This window comes from Pseudoxanthomonas beigongshangi, assembly GCF_016820515.1.
Classification (GTDB): Bacteria; Pseudomonadota; Gammaproteobacteria; order Xanthomonadales; family Xanthomonadaceae; genus Pseudoxanthomonas_A; species Pseudoxanthomonas_A beigongshangi.
The window spans coordinates 237,508-256,473 of sequence record NZ_JADHDV010000002.1 but is presented as its reverse complement, the minus strand read 5'-3'; the positions used below and the strand labels follow the sequence as shown (position 1 = coordinate 256,473).

At 67.2% G+C, this 18,966-nt stretch carries 13 protein-coding genes; 8 read left to right on the top strand and 5 right to left on the bottom strand.

The features are described from left to right. Positions 1 to 37: 37 nt before the first annotated feature. From IQ458_RS02620 to IQ458_RS02595, 6 genes are all read left to right on the top strand, one after another. Positions 38 to 1,561 (top strand): tryptophan halogenase family protein, encoded by a 1,524-nt coding sequence (locus IQ458_RS02620; protein WP_203321816.1) that lies wholly within the window; start codon positions 38 to 40, stop codon positions 1,559 to 1,561. A gap of 91 nt (positions 1,562 to 1,652) precedes the next feature. Then, entirely contained in the window at positions 1,653 to 3,278 is a 1,626-nt protein-coding gene (locus IQ458_RS02615; RefSeq protein WP_183641901.1) for a glucoamylase family protein, read from the top strand. A gap of 13 nt (positions 3,279 to 3,291) precedes the next feature. Next, on the top strand, positions 3,292 to 4,635 hold the full coding sequence (locus IQ458_RS02610) for a sugar ABC transporter substrate-binding protein (RefSeq protein WP_203321815.1): 1,344 nt from the start codon (positions 3,292 to 3,294) through the stop codon (positions 4,633 to 4,635). Continuing rightward, positions 4,632 to 5,516 (top strand): carbohydrate ABC transporter permease, encoded by an 885-nt coding sequence (locus IQ458_RS02605; RefSeq protein ID WP_203321814.1) that lies wholly within the window; start codon positions 4,632 to 4,634, stop codon positions 5,514 to 5,516. Before IQ458_RS02610 ends, IQ458_RS02605 begins: the two co-directional genes overlap by 4 nt. Then, positions 5,513 to 6,364 (top strand): carbohydrate ABC transporter permease, encoded by an 852-nt coding sequence (locus tag IQ458_RS02600; RefSeq protein WP_183641890.1) that lies wholly within the window; start codon positions 5,513 to 5,515, stop codon positions 6,362 to 6,364. Before IQ458_RS02605 ends, IQ458_RS02600 begins: the two co-directional genes overlap by 4 nt. A 560-nt stretch (positions 6,365 to 6,924) precedes the next feature. Next, complete coding sequence (locus IQ458_RS02595) at positions 6,925 to 7,626, top strand: hypothetical protein (protein ID WP_203321813.1); 702 nt, start codon at positions 6,925 to 6,927, stop codon at positions 7,624 to 7,626. 125 nt (positions 7,627 to 7,751) lie between these two features. On the opposite strand, the gene IQ458_RS02590 is transcribed toward IQ458_RS02595, so the two are convergent. The 4 genes from IQ458_RS02590 to IQ458_RS02575 all read right to left on the bottom strand — a co-directional run bounded on the left by IQ458_RS02590 (position 7,752) and on the right by IQ458_RS02575 (position 13,052). After that, positions 7,752 to 8,408 (bottom strand): bifunctional 4-hydroxy-2-oxoglutarate aldolase/2-dehydro-3-deoxy-phosphogluconate aldolase, encoded by a 657-nt coding sequence (locus tag IQ458_RS02590; RefSeq protein ID WP_192197705.1) that lies wholly within the window; start codon positions 8,406 to 8,408, stop codon positions 7,752 to 7,754. A gap of 45 nt (positions 8,409 to 8,453) precedes the next feature. After that, positions 8,454 to 10,364, bottom strand: a complete 1,911-nt coding sequence (gene edd / locus IQ458_RS02585) for a phosphogluconate dehydratase (RefSeq protein ID WP_203321812.1) — start codon at positions 10,362 to 10,364, stop codon at positions 8,454 to 8,456. A gap of 257 nt (positions 10,365 to 10,621) precedes the next feature. Next, positions 10,622 to 11,632, bottom strand: coding sequence for a glucokinase (glk, locus tag IQ458_RS02580; RefSeq protein WP_203321811.1), 1,011 nt, complete (start codon positions 11,630 to 11,632; stop codon positions 10,622 to 10,624). Between the two features lie 58 nt (positions 11,633 to 11,690). Continuing rightward, the gene (locus IQ458_RS02575) at positions 11,691 to 13,052 is read right to left on the bottom strand and encodes a GH1 family beta-glucosidase (RefSeq protein ID WP_203321810.1); all 1,362 of its coding nucleotides are present in this window, start codon (positions 13,050 to 13,052) and stop codon (positions 11,691 to 11,693) included. Positions 13,053 to 13,262: 210 nt separating this feature from the next. On the opposite strand from IQ458_RS02575, the gene IQ458_RS02570 reads away from it, so the two are divergent. Continuing rightward, a complete protein-coding gene (locus tag IQ458_RS02570) occupies positions 13,263 to 14,345 on the top strand; it encodes an ABC transporter ATP-binding protein (protein ID WP_203321809.1) in 1,083 nt (360 codons plus the stop codon). A gap of 162 nt (positions 14,346 to 14,507) precedes the next feature. After that, positions 14,508 to 17,381 (top strand): ThuA domain-containing protein, encoded by a 2,874-nt coding sequence (locus IQ458_RS02565; RefSeq protein ID WP_203321808.1) that lies wholly within the window; start codon positions 14,508 to 14,510, stop codon positions 17,379 to 17,381. A 286-nt stretch (positions 17,382 to 17,667) separates the two neighbouring features. On the opposite strand, the gene IQ458_RS02560 is transcribed toward IQ458_RS02565, so the two are convergent. After that, positions 17,668 to 18,870 carry an amino acid aminotransferase gene (locus IQ458_RS02560; protein WP_203321807.1) on the bottom strand — a complete coding sequence of 401 codons (1,203 nt, stop codon included), beginning with the start codon at positions 18,868 to 18,870 and terminating at the stop codon, positions 17,668 to 17,670. Between the last annotated feature and the right edge of the window lie 96 nt (positions 18,871 to 18,966).

The window sequence follows — 18,966 nt, the reverse complement described above, 5'->3', positions numbered from 1 at the left end:
GACACGCAGGCTCCTCCCGTTTCCCCGAACCCGCAACATGAATCCACAGTCCCTGCGCAACATCGTGATTGTCGGCGGCGGTACCGCCGGCTGGATGGCCGCCGCCGCGTTCGGCCGCGTGCTGGGACCGGATTACGCCATCACCCTGGTGGAATCCGAACAGATCGGCATCGTCGGGGTGGGCGAGGCGACCGTCCCGCACATCAAGGCGTTCAACCAGTTGCTGCGCATCGACGAGGCCGACTTCGTCCGCAGTACCCAGGGAACGTTCAAGCTCGGCATCGAGTTCGTCGACTGGTACCGGAACGGCCACACCTATATCCATGGCTTCGGCCAGGAAATCGGCCATCCCTACGGTCTGCTGCCGTTCCAGCAGTACTGGTTCAAGGCACACAAGGCCGGCATGGCCCAGTCGCTGGATGCCTATACGCTCAACAGCCTGGCCGCGCGACGTGGCCGGTTCATGACCGGCGCCAGCGACGTGCCGGCAGATTCGCCGCTGGCCAACATCGCGTACGCCTATCACTTCGACGCCGGTCTCTACGCGAAATACCTGCGCGCCTATTCCGAGCGCCTCGGCGTAAAGCGGGTCGAAGGCATTGTCGATCAGGTCATCCTGGATCCCGGGAACGGACACGTCCGTTCGCTGCGCCTGCGTTCGGGCGAGGAAGTGGCCGGCGATCTGTTCATCGACTGCTCCGGTTTTCGTGGCCTGTTGATCGAGGAAGCGCTGCAGACCGGCTACATTGATTACACCCATTGGCTGCCCTGCGATCGCGCGCTCGCGGTGCCGTGCGAGAAGGTGGGACCGCCGACGCCGTTCACCCGTTCGACCGCGCGCAGCGCGGGCTGGCAGTGGCGCATCCCGTTACAGCACCGCACCGGCAACGGTTACGTCTATTCCAGCGCGCACATCAGCGACGACGAGGCGGCAGCCACGTTGCTGGCCAACCTGGACGGACGGGCACTGGCGGACCCGCGCCCGCTGCGTTTCACCACCGGCCGCCGCAAGAAATGCTGGAATCGCAACGTGGTCGCGCTTGGCCTGGCCAGCGGTTTCATGGAGCCGCTGGAGTCGACCAGCATCCACCTGATCCAGTCCGGCATTTCCAAACTGCTGGAGCTGTTCCCGCGCGAAGGTTTCAACGAAGTGCTGGCGCAGCGCTACAACGACCAGCTGGCGTTCGAGTTCGAGCGCATCCGCGACTTCCTGGTGCTCCATTACAACGCCACCGAGCGCGACGATTCGCCGTTCTGGCGCCAGTGTCGCGACATGTCGATACCGGAAAGCCTGACCGCCAATCTGGACCTGTTCCGCGACAGCGGGCGGTTCTTCCGCAACGCCAGCGAGATGTTCGCCGAGATCAGCTGGGTGCAGGTGATGATCGGGCAAGGCATCGAACCGCGCGGATGGCACCCCTTGGTGGACCGCGTCCCGGACGCGGATCTCAAGCGGCTGATGGAAAGCGTGGCCGGCACGATCAGTGCCTGCGTCGATGCCATGCCGGAACACCAGCGGTTCATCGACCGCCATTGCAAGGCCGAACCGGTGTCGTTCTGATGCGCCGGTTTTCCCATTCCCACGACTGAGCCGCGAATGCGGCATCCTGAAGGGCAAGCACCGATTCGAAATGAAAACGTTTACAGGCAAAATGGGCCACACCGGGGCCAGGGAAAACCGGAACTGGACGTGGCTGGCCGGGCTGCTGGTGGTCCTGCTGGCGGCCTGCAACCGCGCACCCGCGCCGGCCGAAGCGCCCAAGGCGACGGCCGCGAAACCGGCGCCGGCGGCGGTGAAGAAACCGGAGAAACCGGAGCTGCCGCCGCTGTTCCGCGACATCGAGCGGCGCACGTTCCAGTTCTTCTGGGACACCACCAATGAACTCAATGGGCTGACGCCGGATCGTTTTCCATCGCGCCCGTTCGCGAGCATCGCCTCGGTCGGCTTCGCCCTGACCGCCTACCCGATCGGCATCGAGAACGGCTGGGTCAGCCGCACCCAGGCGGTGGATCGCACCCTGACCACGCTGAAGTTCTTCCGCGAGCTGCCGCAGGGACCGCAGCCGGAAGGCAAGGGTGGGTACAAGGGCTTCTACTATCACTTCCTGGACATGCAGACCGGCCATCGCTACGCCAGTTGGGTGGAGCTGTCGAGCGTGGACACCACGCTGCTGATGATGGGCGTGCTGTTCGCGCAGTCGTATTACGACCGCGATGATCCGCGCGAGAAGGAAATCCGCGATTTGGCCGACGCGCTGTACAAGCGGGTGGACTGGACCTGGCTGCAGAAGAACAAGCCGCTGGTGTCGATGGGCTGGTTTCCCGAGAGCGGGACGATCCCGCACGACTGGAAGGGCTACAACGAGGCCATGATGCTGTACGTGCTGGCGCTGGGTTCGCCGACCCATCCGGTTGGTCCGGAAGCCTGGGAAGTGTGGACACGTACCTACGGCGAGTCGTGGGGCGTCTACCAGGGACAGGAATACCTGACCTTCGGTCCGCATTTCGGCCACCAGTACAGCCACGTCTGGATCGATTTCCGTGGTATCCAGGACGCCTACATGCGCGAGCGCGGCATCGACTATTTCGAGAACAGCCGCCGCGCCACCTACGCCCAGCGCAGCTACGCCATGGAAAACCCGATGAAGTGGCGCGACTATGGCGAGAACGTGTGGGGCCTGACCGCCAGCGATGGTCCGCAGCAGACCCTGCAGGAGTACCGCGGCGAACAGCGCCAGTTCCGCCACTACTCCGCGCGCGGCGTCGGTTTCCGCGAGAACTTCGACGACGGCACCATCGCGCCGACCGCGGCGATCGCCTCGCTGCCGTTCGCTCCCGAGATCGTGATCCCGGCGACCGAGCAGATGCACAAGCGCTACGGCGAGCACCTGTATTCCAGCTATGGCTTCCTGGACGCGTTCAATCCCAGCTTCGACTTCGACATCCCGCTGAAGGCCGGGCGCATCGTGCCGGGACAGGGTTGGGTGGCCAGCGACTACATCGGCATCGACCAGGGACCGATCCTGACCATGATCGCCAACTACCGGAATGGTTTCGTCTGGGAAGTGATGAAGAAGAATCCGTACATCCGCAAGGGACTGGAGCGCGCCGGATTCGAAGGGGGCTGGATGACGCCCGAGGGCGCGCCCATCCAGGTGCCGGCCAATGCCGACCCGGAAGCCGCCGCCGCGCGCGCCCTGGGCACGGCCGAATCGCGGGCGGCGCAGGCCGCCGAGCAGCAATCCGAGGCGCCGGCGCGCAACCAGACCCCGCAATAAGTAAGCTGTCCGCATGGCAAGGTTCTCTCCGGCAGGCATCAGGCATCCCTCGGGTGGTGGGGGCTGCCTGGTGCGCTGCTGTCTTTTCCTGCTGGCGCTGGCGGGCGTCCTGCTGTCCGCCGGCTGCGCGCGCGAGGACAGCCGCGAGAAAGTGACCTTCTGGGCGATGGGCCGCGAGGCCGAAGTGGTCGCCGAACTGGTGACCGAGTTCGAACGCGAGAACCCCGGCATCGACGTGGAGGTGCAGAACATCCCGTGGACGGCCGCGCACGAAAAATTGCTGACCGCATTCGCCGCCGACGGCTTGCCGGATTTGTGCCAGCTGGGCAATACCTGGCTGCCGGAGTTCGCCGCGCTGGGCACGCTGGAGCCGCTGCAAGCCTACGTCGACGGCTCGAAGGTGGTGGAGCAGGCCGACTACTTTCCCGGCATCTGGGACACCGCCGTGGTGGACCGGCAATTGCTGGGCGTGCCTTGGTACGTGGACACCCGCCTGCTGTACTACCGCAAGGATCTGTTGCGCCAAGCCGGTTTCGACAAGCCGCCGGTCACCTGGGCCGAATGGGAACGGGCGATGGCGGCAATCAAGCGCAACGCCGGCCCGGATCGTTACGCCATCCTGATGCCGGTCAACGAATTCGAGCAGCAGGTTTCGCTGGCCTTGCAGATGCCGGACCCGTTGTTGCGCGATCACGACAACCGCGGCAATTTCCGCAGTCCCGGTTTCCGCCGTGCGCTGGGTTTCTACGCCAACATGTTCGAGCAGGGCTGGGCGCCGAAGATGTCCGAGACCCAGATTTCCAACGTCTGGGACGAATTCTTCAATGGCTTCTATGCCTTCTACCTGTCCGGTCCCTGGAACATCCGCGAATTCAGGAAGCGCCAGCCCGCCCATCTGCGCGATCAGTGGGGCACGATGCCGCTGCCCGGTCCGGACGGCCTTGGCGCGGGCATTGCCGGTGGCACCAGCCTGGTGATCTTCCGCGGTTCCGAGCGCAAGGCGGCGGCGTGGAAACTGATCGAATTCCTGTCGCGGCCGGAGATCCAGCAGCGTTTCCACGCGCTGATCGGCGATCTGCCGCCGCGACGCAGCACCTGGGCGCATCCGGCGCTCGCCAATGACGAATATGCGCGCGCGTTCCGGGATCAACTGGAGCGGGTCGAACCCACGCCGAAAGTGCTGGAGTGGGAACGCATCGCCCAGGAAATGCGGGTGGTGACCGAACAGGTGGTGCGCGGCGGGCAGAGCCAGGAGCGGGCGGTGGAGGATCTGGACGCGCGCGTGGATGCAATCCTGGAGAAGCGCCGCTGGATGTACGAGCGCGACCATCCCGCCACGCAAGGGGCACAGCCATGATGCGGCGGACTTCGGTGGCCGGCTGGGTGTTCGCCGGGCCGGCCCTCATCGTGTTGGCGGTGTTCTTCGGCCTGCCGGTGTTCTCGGCGCTGCTGCTGAGCCTGACCGATTTCGATCTGTACGCGCTGGCCGATGCCGACAACCTGCGTTTCGTCGGCCTGGGCAACTACGGGGAACTGCTGCGTTCGCCGATGTTCTGGAAGTCGCTGTGGAATACGACGTACTTCGTGGTTGTCGGCGTGCCGTTGTCGATCGCGGTTTCGCTGGGCGCGGCGGTGCTGCTCAACGCGCCGATCGCGCGCTTCAAGGCGCTGTTCCGCACTGCGCTGTTCGCGCCGGTGGTGACCACGCTGGTGGCGGTCGCGGTGATCTGGCGTTACCTGTTCCACACCAGCTACGGGCTGGTGAACTGGGCACTGGGCCACTTGGGCATCGCGCCGATTGACTGGCTGGGCGATCCGCGCTGGGCGATGCCGACCATCATGCTGTTCGCGGTGTGGAAGAACTTCGGCTACAACATGGTCATCTTCCTGGCCGGGCTGCAGGCGATCCCGCAGGATCTCTACGAGGCCGCGCGCATCGACGGCGCCTCCAAGTGGCGACAGTTCCTGCATATCACCCTGCCGATGCTGGGACCGGTGTTGCTGGTGGTCGGCGTGATCACGGTGTCCGGCTACTTCCAACTGTTCGCCGAACCCTACGTGATGACCCGCGGCGATCCGCTGCAGAGCACGGTGAGCGTCCTGTACTTCATGTTCGAGGAAGGCTTCAAGTGGTGGCGGCTGGGCCGCGCCTCGGCGGTGGCCTTCCTGTTGTTCCTGATCATCCTGGCGGTGACCACCGTGATGCTGCGCCTGGGGCGCAGGAAGGATCTGGTATGAGTCGTCATGCCGTTGCGCGCGAGGTCGGCGCGTCCCGCTGGCAAGGCTGGTTGGTCAACGGCGCGCTGCTGGCGCTGGCGCTGATCAGCCTGGCGCCGCTGCTGTGGATGGTGTCGGTCTCGTTCATGCCGGCCGGCGAAGCCAGCCGGTTCCCGCCGCCGTTGCTGCCCTCGGGGGCGACCCTGGCGAACTACCACGAACTGTTCGCGCGCACCGGCATGGCGCACAACTTCGCCAACAGCCTGCTGGTGTCGGGCGCCATCACGGTGGGCTCGCTGCTGGTCAACACCATGGCCGGCTATGCGTTCGCCAAGCTGCGCTTCACCGGCCGTGACCGGATTTTCCAACTGCTGCTGGCCGCGCTGGTGATTCCGGCGCAGGTGGCGATGCTGCCGCTGTTCCTGCTGATGAAGCAGTTGGGGTTGGTCAACAGTTTCGGTGGCGTGATCGTGCCGGCGCTGGCGACGGTATTTGGCATCTTCCTGGTGCGCCAGTATGCGCGCAGCATCCCGGACGAACTGCTGGAAGCCGCGCGCATCGATGGCGCCAGCGAATTGCGGATTTTTTTCCAGGTCGTGCTGCCGATGCTCAAGCCGGTGCTGGTGACGCTGGCCATCTTCACCTTCATGGCGGCCTGGAACGACTTCATGTGGCCGCTGATCGTGCTGACCGACCAGGCGCATTACACCTTGCCGGTGGCGCTGGCCTCGCTCTCGCGCGAACACATCATGGACGTGGAAATGATGATGGCCGGCGCGGTCATCACCGTGCTGCCGGTGCTGCTGCTGTTCCTGCTGCTGCAGCGCTATTACATCCAGGGCCTGTTGCTGGGCAGCGTGAAGGGCTGACGGATTCATTGCCCGCAATCCGGNGCGCTATTACATCCAGGGCCTGTTGCTGGGCAGCGTGAAGGGCTGACGGATTCATTGCCCGCAATCCGGTGTAGGAGCGACGTCAGTCGCGACCGGGATGTCCGTCATGTCGGATGGCTGCCTGGTTCGGAAGGCATCGCGACTTACGTCGCTCCCACAAAGGCAAGTGGGCGATCGTTTCGACTGTGGGAGCGACGTGAGTCGCGATTCGGGATGTCTGGCCTGCTTCTTTCCGGCCTGTCCTTGAGCAAGGCGGTCGCGACTGACGTCGCTCCCACAAAGGCAAGTGGGCGATCGTTTCGACTGTGGGAGCGACGTGAGTCGCGATTCGGGATGTCTGGCCTTCTTTCCGGCCTGCCCTTGAACAAGGCGGTCGCGACTGACGTCGCTCCCACAAAGGCAAGTGAGCGATCGTTTCGACTGTGGGAGCGACGTAAGTCGCGATTCGGGATGTCTGGCCTGCTTCTTTCCGGCCTGAAGCAAGACGGTCGCGACTGACGTCGCTCCTACAAGGGGCCAGGCGGTAGAGTATCGGCATGTCGATGGGCGAACGCGGTTTCATCCCGATCTGGCCGCTGCCGCTGGCAGCGGCGCTGCTCTTGCTGGTGGCCACGCATCTGGCGTTGTGGCTGTCGATCCAGGCCGGACATGTGCCGGCCTGCGTGCCTTACTGGGAGGGATGCACGTCGATCAGCCGGGCGGCGCGGCACGGGCTCGGCAATCACCTGTTCCGCCTGTTGGTGATTCCGTGCGCGGTCCTGCATGGCGCGACCTGGTGGGTGGCCGGACATTGGTTGCGGGATGATGGAGGCAAGGCAGCCAGGCGGTGGATGCTGGCGCTGGGACTGTTTTCCGCGTCCGCGCTGGCGATCTACGCGACCTTCCTCGGCACCGAAGGCGAGGTCTACGGATTCCTGCGGCGCTACGGCGTGACCGTGTATTTCGGTTTCGGGTTCCTCGCCCAATTGCTGCTGATGCGGCGGGCGAGGGTGCTGCGTCTAATGCCGCCAGCGACGCTGAAGGCGATGGCCGTGCTGTGCCTGGCCATGCTCGGTCTGGGTGTGGGCAATGTCGTGGCCGGTGCGCTGGTCGCCGACGATGCATTGCGCGACCGCGTCGAGAACGCGCTGGAGTGGCAATTGGGCCTGCTGCTGGTCGGCTGGCACCTGCTGCTCGCGCGTGGCTGGTGGCGCGCGCGATTCGGCCTTCGGCTGTATCGGGAAGGGGAGCCGTTGTAGGACTGATGTGTGTGGGAGCGACGTAAGTCGCGACTGCCGTTCCGAGGGGCGTGCTGACGATCCCCTGGCATTCGAGGTTCCGGTCGCGACTTACGTCGCTCCCACAGGGAAAGGGAAGCGGGGAATCAGCCGCGCACGCGGCGGACGATGGCGGCGGCCTTGGCCGAGCTTTCGCGGACCTTGTCCCATTCGCCGGCTTCCAGCCAGTTCTTGGGCACCATCCAGGAGCCGCCGATGCAGACCACGTTCGGCTGCGACAGGTAGTCGGCGGCGGTGTCCTCGCCGATGCCGCCGGTAGGGCACAGCTTCAGTTCCGACAGCGGGCCGGCCAGGCCCTTGAGCATTGCCAGGCCGCCGACAGCGGAGGCGGGGAACAGCTTGCATACCCGGAAGCCGCGCGCCATCAGCGACAGCAGTTCGGTCGGCGTGGCCGCGCCCGGTACCACCGGTACGTCCGCATCGGCCAGCGCGTCGGCCATCTCGGTCGTGGTGCCCGGCGTGACCAGGAAGTCCGCGCCCGCGTCGATGGAGCGCTGCATCTGCTCGACGGTCAGCACCGTGCCGGCGCCGATCACGATGTCCGGCAGTTCGCGCTTGAGCATCGCCAGCGCTTCCATCGCCACCGGCGTGCGCAGGGTCAGTTCGATGGCCGGCAGACCGCCGGCCAGCAGTGCCTCGGAAACCCGGCGTGCCTCGTCCAGCGTGTGCACGGTGACGACCGGCAGGATGCCGGCGGCGCGGAGGAGTTGTTCGGCTTTCTGTTGGCGGGCTTCGATGGTCATGGCGTATTCGGGTGGAGGCGTTGTCGCGGGAATGCGGAGTGACGCTCAGGCGTCCTTGGCTTCGTGCGGGGCTTCGGCGGCGTGCTCGACGTCGCCGAGTTCGTATTCCGAATCGTATTCCCAGGTGCCGTTGTGGTACGGCGGCCCGCAGGAAATCGACAGCGCGCCCTGGTCGGCGGGCGTCACCACGTCGCGGCTGACCGCGAACAGGTTGCGGCCGATGTCCAGCGCGGCGGGCGAGGTGTTCGGCGCCAGTTCGCGTGCGTTCCATTCCTCCGCCGGCACCAGTGCCTCCAGCACGCCGGCTTCGGCGTCGAGGCGGACGAGATCGCCTTCGCGCAGCTTTGCCAACGGGCCGCCGCGGGCGGCTTCCGGGGTCAGGTGGATGGCGGCGGGAATCTTGCCGGAGGCGCCGGACAGGCGGCCGTCGGTGACCAGCGCCACGCGCCGGCCCTGGTTCTGCAGCAGGCCCAGCAGCGGCGCCAGCGAGTGCAGTTCCGGCATGCCATTGGCGCGCGGTCCCTGGTAGCGCACCACCGCGACGAAGTCGTGCGGCAGCACGCCGGCGGCGTGCAGCTTGTTGAGCGCGCGCGGATCATCGACCACCACCGCCGGCGCTTCGATGAAGCGGTACTCGGGCTTGACCGCCGAGGTCTTGATCAGCGAACGGCCGAGGTTGCCGCGCAGCAGGCGCAGGCCGCCCTGCGATTCGAAGGCGCTGGCGACCGGGCGCACCACTTCGGGGTCGGCGCTTTCGGCGATGCCGGGCGCATAGGCCAGCCGGCCGTCCTGCAGGCGCGGTTCCTCGCAGAAAGCGCGCATGCCGCCGGGGACGATGGTCGGCAGGTCGTGCATCATCCCGGCGTCGAGCAATTCGCGGAACACGAACTGGGTGCCGCCGGCGGCGGCGAAGCGGTTCACGTCGGCCTCGCCGTTGGGATACACGCGGGCAAGCAATGGCACGGTGCGCGAGATCAGATCGATGTCGTCCCAGGTGAGGACGATGCCGGCCGCGCGCGCCACCGCGACCCAGTGGATGGTGTGGTTGGTGGAGCCGCCGGTGGCCATCAGCGCGGCCATCGCGTTGACGATGGCGCGTTCGTCGATCAGGTGGCCGATCGGACGATAGTCGTCGCCGAGCGCGGTGATGCGCAGGGCGTGCTCGGCGGCGGCGCGGGTCAGCACGTCGCGCAACGGCTGGTCCGGATTGACGAACGAGGTGCCGGGCAACTGCATGCCCATCGCTTCCAGCAGCACCTGGTTGGAATTGGCGGTGCCGTAGAAGGTGCAGGTGCCCGGCGCGTGGTAGCTGGCCGACTCGGCTTCCAGCAGTTCCTCGCGACTGGCCTCGCCGGCGGCGTAGCGTTCGCGCACCTCGGCCTTCTTCTTGTTGGGAATGCCCGGCGTCATCGGCCCGGCCGGCACGAACACCGCCGGCAGGTGGCCGAACGCGAGCGCGCCGATCAGCAGGCCCGGCACGATCTTGTCGCACACGCCCAGGTACAGCGCGGCGTCGAACATGTCGTGGCTCAGCGATATCGCGGTGGCCTGCGCGATCACGTCGCGCGAGAACAGCGACAGCTCCATGCCGGGGCGACCCTGGGTGACGCCGTCGCACATCGCCGGCACGCCGCCGGCGACCTGCGCGGTGGCGCCGAGCGAACGCGCGACGTCACGGATCAATTCCGGATAGGTCTCGAACGGCTGGTGCGCCGACAGCATGTCGTTGTAGGCGTTGACGATGCCCAGGTTCGGGGTGGCGTCGGCACGCAGGCGATCCTTGTCGGTGGGTCCGCAGGCGGCGAAGGCATGCGCCAGGTTGCCGCAGCTCAGGCGGCTGCGGTGCGGCCCGGCGGCGTTGGCCGCGTCGATGCCGGCCAGGTACGCGCGCCGCAAGGGCAGGCTGCGTTGGCGGATGCGTTCGGTGACTTCTTGGATGCGCGGATGCAGGCTCATTGGCGTCGGCTGGACTGCGAAAGGACGAGTGTGCGCCGCTGGCCGTGGGCAGGGCGTCGTCGGTGTCCACGCAGCGGCGCGTGCCGGACTGCGCCTTGCCGGGGCAGGGCAAGCATGTGTCCGGCCTGCACGCGGGTTCCAGGCCGACGTCGCCGCCGATGCGTGGCGGACAACGGAGAACCCCTCAACTTTCTACCTTTTGCGCCGGCAAAGAAAGTGACCAAAGCCAGACCAGCCCGCCATGCGGGCGGTCGGCGTTATCGGCGCGAGGCGCCGTAGGCTTCCACCGCGATCGCCGCCGCGCCGAGCAGGCCCGGACGCGGATGGACGATGGCCAGGGTCGGCACGCGCGCCATGTTGGCGGAGAAACGTCCCTTGTGCTCGAAGCGCTGGCGGAAGCCGGAGTGCTGCAGCGAGGTCAGCAGTTTCGGCACCAGCCCGCCGGTCAGGAACACGCCGTCCCACGCGCCGAGGGTCAGCACCAGATCGCCGGCGACCGCGCCGAACACGGCGCAGAACACGTCGATGGTGTTGTTGCTGCGCGCGTCGCCGGTGGCCGCGCGCGCGGTCACGTCGGCAGGCTGCAGGTTGCCCGGATCCTCGCCCGCGATCTCGCTGAGCGCGCGATGCAGGTTGACCAGGCCGGGGCCGCAGATCAGGCGCTCGATCGAGACGCGGCCGAACTGCGCCGACAGGCGTTGCAGGACTTCGATTTCCTGCGGCGTACCCGGCGCGAAGCTGACGTGGCCACCTTCGGTTTCGAGCGGGAAATTGCGGCCGTCGCGGATGATCAGGCCGCCCACGCCCAGTCCGGTACCGGGGCCGATCACCGCGTAGTTGCGGTTGACCGGCTGCGGATCCGGCGTCCAGTCGGGAATACCAATCGCGACCACGTCCTGGCTGCCCAGCAGCGGCAGCGCCATCGCCTGGGCGGCGAAATCGTTGACCAGGCGCAGGTCGTCGAAGCCCAGCGCTTCGCGGGTGCGCGACAGCGAAATGACCCACGGATGGTTGGTGATGCGCGCCTCGTCGCCGTCGACGCGGCCGGCCACGGCGAACACGCCGTTGCGGATTTCCAGACCGGACTGTTCGGCACCGACCTCGTCCAGATAGTGCTGGGCGGCATCGGCCAGCGACGGGAAATCCGCCACCGCGAAGCCGCGCACGCTGTCTTCCAGCAGCGGCGCGGCGGCGCTGGCGTCGGCCAGCGCGAAGCGTGCATTGGTGCCGCCGATATCGGCGAGCAGGACCCGGTTATCGGTGCTCATGCGGGGTGATTACTCTTGAAGGGGTCGTGGCCGCAAAAAGTAGTCCGCCGCATTCGCCTCAGTCGTCCTCGTTGGTCAGTGCGTCGCCATGGCTGGCCACGACCTTCGCATAATAGCGTGCACTGTCCTTCGGTGTACGGGTCTGGCTGTCGAAGTCCACGTGGATGATGCCGAAGCGCTTGGAGTAGCCCAGCGACCATTCCAGGTTGTCCAGCAGCGACCAGACGTAATAGCCGCCGATGTCGCAGCCGGCCTCGATGGCCGCGTGCACCGCGCGCAGGTGCTGGCGCAGGTAGCTCAGGCGCAGCGGATCGCGCACGCGGCCGCGCTCGGCCTTGGGCGGATCGAAGAAGGCGGCGCCGTTCTCGGTGATGAACACCTTGGGATTCCCGTAGCGGTCCTTGACCCAGGTGAGTGTATCGATCAGGCCCTGCGGGAAGACCTCCCAGCCGGTCTCCGTATACGTATGCTGCGTCTGCCGGACCGGCGAGACCTTGAGCGGCCAGTTCGACTCGTCGTGGCGGGACACGTTGCGGGTGTAGTAGTTGACGCCGATGAAGTCCAGCGGCTGGCGGATCAGGTCCATGTCCGCCTGCGGCCATTCCGGCCAGGCCTCGCCGAAGATTTCGCGCAGTTCTTCCGGATAGGTGCCGAAGAACACCGGGTCCAGGTACTGGCGGTTCATGTACGCCTCGGCGCGGCGGGTCGCGGCCAGGTCCTCGGGGCTGTCGCTGGCCGGGTACTTGGGCTCGATGTTCACCACCAGGCCGATCTCGTGCTTGCCGATGGCGCGGTAGGCCTGCACCGACTTGCCGTGCGAGCGCAGCAGGTGGTGCGAGGCGATCGGCGCCTCGAAGCGGTTGCGGTGGCCGGGCGCCAGCGCGCCGTGCAGATAGCCGCCGTCGGTGACCACCCAGGGTTCGTTGAGCGTGGCCCAGCGCTTGATGCGGCCGTCCAGGCGCTTGAACATCACTTCGCTGTATTCGGCGAACCAGTCGGCGATGTCCGGGTTCAGCCAGCCGCCGCGGTCGTCCAGCGCCGCCGGCAGATCCCAGTGGAACAGCGTCGCGGTGGGCTGGATGCCGTTCTCCAGGAGCGTGTCGACCAGCCGCTCGTAGAAGTCCAGGCCCTTCTGGTTGATGCGGCCGCGACCCTCGGGCATCACCCGGCTCCAGGACACGCTGAAGCGGTAGGCCTGCATGCCCAGTTCCTTCATCAGGCCGATGTCCTCGCGCCAGCGGTTGTAGTGGTCGCAGGCCACGTCGCCGGTGTCGTTGTTGAGCATGCGGCCCGGGGTGTGGGCGAAGCGCTGCCAGATGCTGGGACCGGCGCCGTCGGCCAACGGGGAACCCTCGATCTGGTAGGCGGCGGTGGCGCTGCCCCAGATGAAGTTCTCGGGGAAACGATAAGACTTCGACATGGCCCCTCCGGCGGTGTCGGCAAATTTGAGAAAAGTGGGGGTGATTGCGTTGTGAAAACGATTACATGGCAGAATAACCCAACTTCCCGGGTTGGGAAATGGGAAGGTGGTCATTGAGTGACGGCGTGCATTCGTATGCAGGCCGCTGCACCGGGAGGGGCCCGGCGGCAGGTCCGACAACACGGTGGCGCAGGCCGCCCGGGAGAGCAGATGGCGAGTGTGCGGCTGGACAATGTCCGCAAGGTCTACGGCAACGGCCAGGTGGCCGTGCACGGGGCGAGTTTCGAGGTCGCCGACGGCGAACTGATGGTGTTGGTCGGCCCGTCCGGCTGCGGCAAGTCGACCCTGCTGCGGATGATCGCCGGGCTGGAGGAAATCTCCGGTGGCACGTTGTCGATCGGTGACCGGGTGGTCAACGAGGTCGCGCCCAAGGATCGCGACATCGCCATGGTGTTCCAGAACTACGCGTTGTATCCGCACATGACGGTGGCCGAGAACCTGGCCTTCGGATTGAAGCTGCGCGGGCATCCGCACGCGGTGATCGAACAACGGGTCAATGCCGCTGCCGACACGCTGGGCCTGGGCCAGATGCTGGACAAGCTGCCGCGCGAGATGTCCGGCGGCCAGCGCCAGCGGGTCGCGCTGGGACGGGCACTGGTGCGCGAGCCGGCGGTGTTCCTGCTCGACGAACCGCTGTCGAACCTGGACGCCAAGCTGCGCCATTCGATGCGCACCGAAATCGCGCGGCTGCATCGCCAGTTGGGCGCGACCATGATCTACGTGACCCACGATCAGGTCGAGGCGATGACCCTCGGCCAGCGCATCGTGGTGCTCAAGGACGGCCAGATCCAGCAGATCGACACGCCGATGGCGCTGTATGAGCATCCGGCCAACCTGTTCGTCGCCGGCTTTCTCGGCAGCCCGGCGATGAACGTGCTGCACGGGCGCCTGGAGCACGCGGGAGGGCTGCGGCTGGTGCTCGACGCGGGCCTGTCGATTCCGCTCGGCGATGCGCGGGTAGGCGAGGACTGGCTGGGCAGGACGGTGGCGATGGGCGTGCGCCCGGAACATCTGCGACCGGTCGCACCGGACGAGGCCGGTTTCGACACGCTGGTGGAAGTGGTGGAGCCGGTCGGCAGCGAGGTGTTCGTGAACATGACCCTCGGTCCCCATGCGCTGGTCTCGCGGTTGCCGCCACGACAGCTCCCGCGCGCGGGCGCCGGCCTGCGCCTGGCGGTGGATCCGGCGCATCTGCATTTCTTCGAGCCGGAAAGCGGTCGCCGCCTGCGGTGAACCCGCGAGGCGGGCCCTGGCCCGGCTTCGCCGTCGCTTGCCTGTCCGCCGCAGGCAACAAAATCTAGCCTCAGAACGTAGCGGCAGCGGATTCCATCCGCCTCGTGCCCGTCCTAGCCTCGTGAGCAAGGTTTGCGAACGTCCGTCACGGGAGAGGGGCCAGTGCGGAAGAGGGACAGGAGATGGGCGCGTGCGCGATTCCGCGCCGCGCTGCGCGTCGGCCTTGCGCTGCTGGTGTTGCTGGCCGGCGCCTGTGACGGACCGGGCGCGGGCCGCAGGATAGTGCTGATCGGCGGGGTCGGCAGCGAGGGCCCGGGGCGGCATGCCTATGCCGAGGGCGTGCAGCGGCTGGCGTCGATGCTGGGCGAATCGCCGCAGGGGCGTGGCGCCGAGATCGTCGTGTACGAACGGGGCTGGCCGGCGGATCCCGCCGCGTTGCGGGGCGCTTCGACCCTGGTGCTGTATTTCGATGGACTGGACCGGCACCCGCTGCGTGATGCCGCGCATCGCGAACAGTTGCGCGAACTGGTCCGGCAGGGCGTCGGGCTGGTCGCATTGCACCAGGCCTCCACCGTGCCGGCCGACGATGCGTCGCTGGATCTGCGTGCCTGGCTGGGCGCCGAACGCGTGGGCATGTTCGATCGCACCACCGAGACCGCAACGGTGTCGCCCGCCGATGCTGCGCACCCGATCATCCGTGGGGTGGATGCGTTCACCTATCGCGACGAGTTCTATCCGACCCTGCGCTTTGCCGCGAGAGGCGTGCGGCCGGTGCTGCGCAGCACCCTGCACGCGCAGTACCGCGATGGCGCGGCCGTGGTGGAGGACCGCGCCGAAGCGGTCACCGTGGGCTGGGCCTACAAACGCCCGGACGGCGGCCGTTCGTTCGGTTACAGCGGCGCGCATTTCCTGGCCGCGCTGGAGCAGCCGATGTTGCGGCGGGTGTTGTTGAACGCGATCCTGTGGACCGCCGGCATCGAGGTTCCCGACGACTGCGCGCAGTCGCCGGCTCCCGCCACGCCGGCGCCGCCTGCGGCCACCGGCACTTCCCGTGCGGTCACCGCGTCGGTGCGTGACGTCACCACGTTCCATGCGGATCGTCAGCGCAGTGGCTGGCATCGCCATGGAACCGCGCCAACGCGGGCCCAACTGGAAGATCCCTCGTTCGGCCTGCTGTGGGAATCGCCGCCGCTGGACGCCTACGAAGGCCAGGCGCCACGCCTGTACGCCTCGCCGTTGTACCTGGAACAGGTCCGCATGAGCGAAGGCCAGCACCGCGGCCAGACCTTCAAGGTCGTGTTCGCCGCCAGCAATCATGGCTACGTGTATGCGATCAACGCCGGCAAGGCCGGCGACGTGGCGCCCGGGCGCATCCTCTGGCGCACGCGGCTGGCGCCACCCTGTCACCTGCAACCCGCGCCGCTGGATGCGGTGCCGACCGGCGTGTTGAGCACACCGGTGATCGACACGGCACGGGGGCGGATCTATGTCACCAGTTGCGATCCGAAGGAGCGCTGGCAGGCGTATGCGCTGGACATCGGCAGCGGCAAGGTCATCGAGGGCTGGCCGGTACGACTGGACGAGGCGCGCTTCAACGCGGTCAACGCCAATGCCGGCCCGTCGCCGGTGCCACCGAAACGACGCTTCGATTTCCGCGTGCAGCGTGGCGCGCTCAACCTGAGCCCGGATGGTTCACGGTTGTACGTGACTTTCGGCGAGACCGAAACCGGCTGGTTGGTCGCGGTCGATACGCGGCGTCCGCGGGTGGCCAGCGCGTTCGCCGCGGCGGCGATGCCGCATCGTGGCAGCGGCGGCATCTGGGGCGCGGGGGGACCGGCGATCGACGCGGCAGGCGACGTGTTCGTGGTCACCGGCAGCGGGTTCGACGGCTACCGCGACCAGTCGCATGACTGGACCCAATCGGTCCTGAAACTGTCCGACTCCGCCGATGCCGGCCTGCGACTGCGGGGCACCTACACGCCGTTCAATCATTGCGGCAGCGCGAAGATGGATATCGATCTGGGATCCGGCGGCGCCAGCCTGCTGGGTGATCTGGAGCCGGCGCAGACCGCCACGACGCGCCTGATGGTGGTCGGCGGCAAGCAGGGCAACGCGTACCTGCTGGACCGCGATCATCTGCCCGGAAAACTGGACCAACGCCCGGCCTGCGGCGGAAGCGCGGCCAGCGACGGTTCGTTGCTGCCGCCGCAGCGGCAACCGCAGTTCGCCGGGCGCGGACCGCTGAGCGTGTTTGGCCCGTACTCGGAGCAGGACGCGGCGATGGATCAGGCGCGCGGCCGTTCGGTGCCCGCGTATCACCGGGACGATAGCGGCGCGATCCATGTCTACATGACTGGCAACACCCGGCGTGCCGAAGGTTCGGCGGACGCGGTCCCGCCGTCGCTGGTCAAGCTGCGCGTGGTGACCGCGCCCGGACAGCCCGCGCACCTGGCGATCGCGCGCCGGCAGATGGAACTGGTCTTCATCAATCCCGGGTCGCCGGTGATCAGCAGCGACGGCGTGCGGGATCCGATCGTCTGGGTCCTCGACGAGAACGCCCGCCGCTCCGCGCCGCTGGCCGGCCCCGGCGCGCCCGCACCGGTCCTGTACGCGCTGGAAGGCCACACGCTGGATCTGTTGTGGAAGAGCGCGCCGGGCCAGTTGCACACCTCGGGCAAGTACAACGAACCGGTGTTCGCCCATGGCGCGGTGGTGGTGGGGACGGATCGGATCCAGGCATTCGGTCCCGGCGCGCCCGCACGCGTGCCGCCGAAGGTCGTCGCCGATGCGATGGCGGGTGCTTCGCAAGTCCCAGCGGTGGCCGATTCGGGACTGGATGGGGAGGCCCTGTTCAAGCAACGCTGCGCGGCCTGCCACGATCATCCTCAGGGCAACATCCCCCCGCGCACGCTGCTGGAAAGCCGCAGCCGCGCCTACATCGTCGACACGCTTACCCACGGCGTGATGCGCGCGCAGGCGGCGGGACTCAGCGCGAACGATATCGATGCGATCGCGGGGTATCTGGACAAGCGTTGAGGGCTCCGGACAAAGCAAAGGCAATCCCCCTCGGCCCCCCTTTTGACCAGCCATTCGGCTGTTGGGAAGCGCTGCAAAGGGGGAGGAACGGCGAGGTCGCAGGCGGCGGGCCTCGGTGCGGATGATAGGGATGCGATGGGTGTGGCGGAGTGTGGGATGCCCCCTTTGCAAAAGGGGGCGGCCACCCGCGTGAGCGGGTGGCGGGGGATTTGCTTTTCGCACGGAGCCCAAAAGAAAACCCCCGGCAATGCCGGGGGTTCCAGACAGACCGCGGAGGAACGCAGACTCAGCCGCGGCTCACCGCATAGACCGCTTCGGCCACCTTGTCGATGTTCTGGCTGTTGAGCGCGGCCACGCAGATGCGGCCGGTGCCGATGGCGTAGATCGCGTATTCCTCGCGCAGGCGGTCGACCTGGGCCTTGCTCAGGCCGGAGTACGAGAACATGCCGGCCTGCTGCTGGATGAAGCCGAACTCCGGCGCGCCCAGCGCCGCCAGCTTGGACACCAGCCCGGCGCGCAGGGTGTGGATGCGCTCGCGCATGCCGCCCAGTTCCTTCTCCCAGCGCGCGCGCAGTTCGTCGCTGCCGAGCACGCCGGACACCAGCGCGCCACCGTGGGTGGCGGGACTGGAGTAGTTGGAACGGATGGTGCGCTTGATGTGCGACTGCACGCGCTTGGCCTCGTCGCGGTCGGCCGAGACGATCGACAGCGCGCCCACGCGCTCGCCATACAGCGAGAACGATTTGGAATACGAACTGGCGACCACGAACGCCGGGATGCCGGAATCGGCGAACAGGCGGATCGCGGTGGCGTCGGCGTCGGTGCCCTGGTCGAAACCCTGGTAAGCGATGTCGATGAAGGGCAGCAGGCCGCGTTCCTTCACCAGTTCCACCACCTGCGCCCACTGCGTGGCGGTCAGGTCGACGCCGGTCGGGTTGTGGCAGCAGGCGTGCAGCAGGACCACCGTGCCCGGTTCCAGCGCGCCGAGGTCGGCCAGCATGCCGGCGAAATCCAGGCCATGGGTGGCCGGGTCGTAGTAGCGGTAATCGCTGACCTCGAAACCGGCGGTGCCGAACACCACGCGATGGTTTTCCCAACTCGGGTTGCTGATGGCGATCTTCGCCTGCGGCAGCGCGCGCTTCAGGAAGTCGGCGCCGATGCGCAGGGCGCCGCTGCCGCCGATGGTCTGCGCGGTGACCACGCGGCCGGCTTCCAGCGCGGTGGAACCGGCGCCGAACAGCAGTTTCTGGGTCGCCAGGTTGTAGCCCGGCAGGCCGTCGATGGGGAGGTAGCCGCGCGGTTTGGCGTCCGCGGCCAGGGCCTGTTCGATCTCGCGGACGGAATCGAGCAGGGGAATGCGGCCCTGTTCGTCGTAGTAGATGCCAACGCCCAGATTGACCTTGCCGGGGCGGGAATCGGCGTTGTAGGCCTCGGTCATGCCCAGGATCGGATCGCCCGGAACCAGTTCGACGGATGCAAAAAGAGACACGGCGGTGTGACCAGTTGGTGAGGGGGAAAGGGTGTCGCAAACAAACTCCCCGATCCTAACAGGCCATCGGCGGACGTGCGCCCGCGTGGCGCTGGC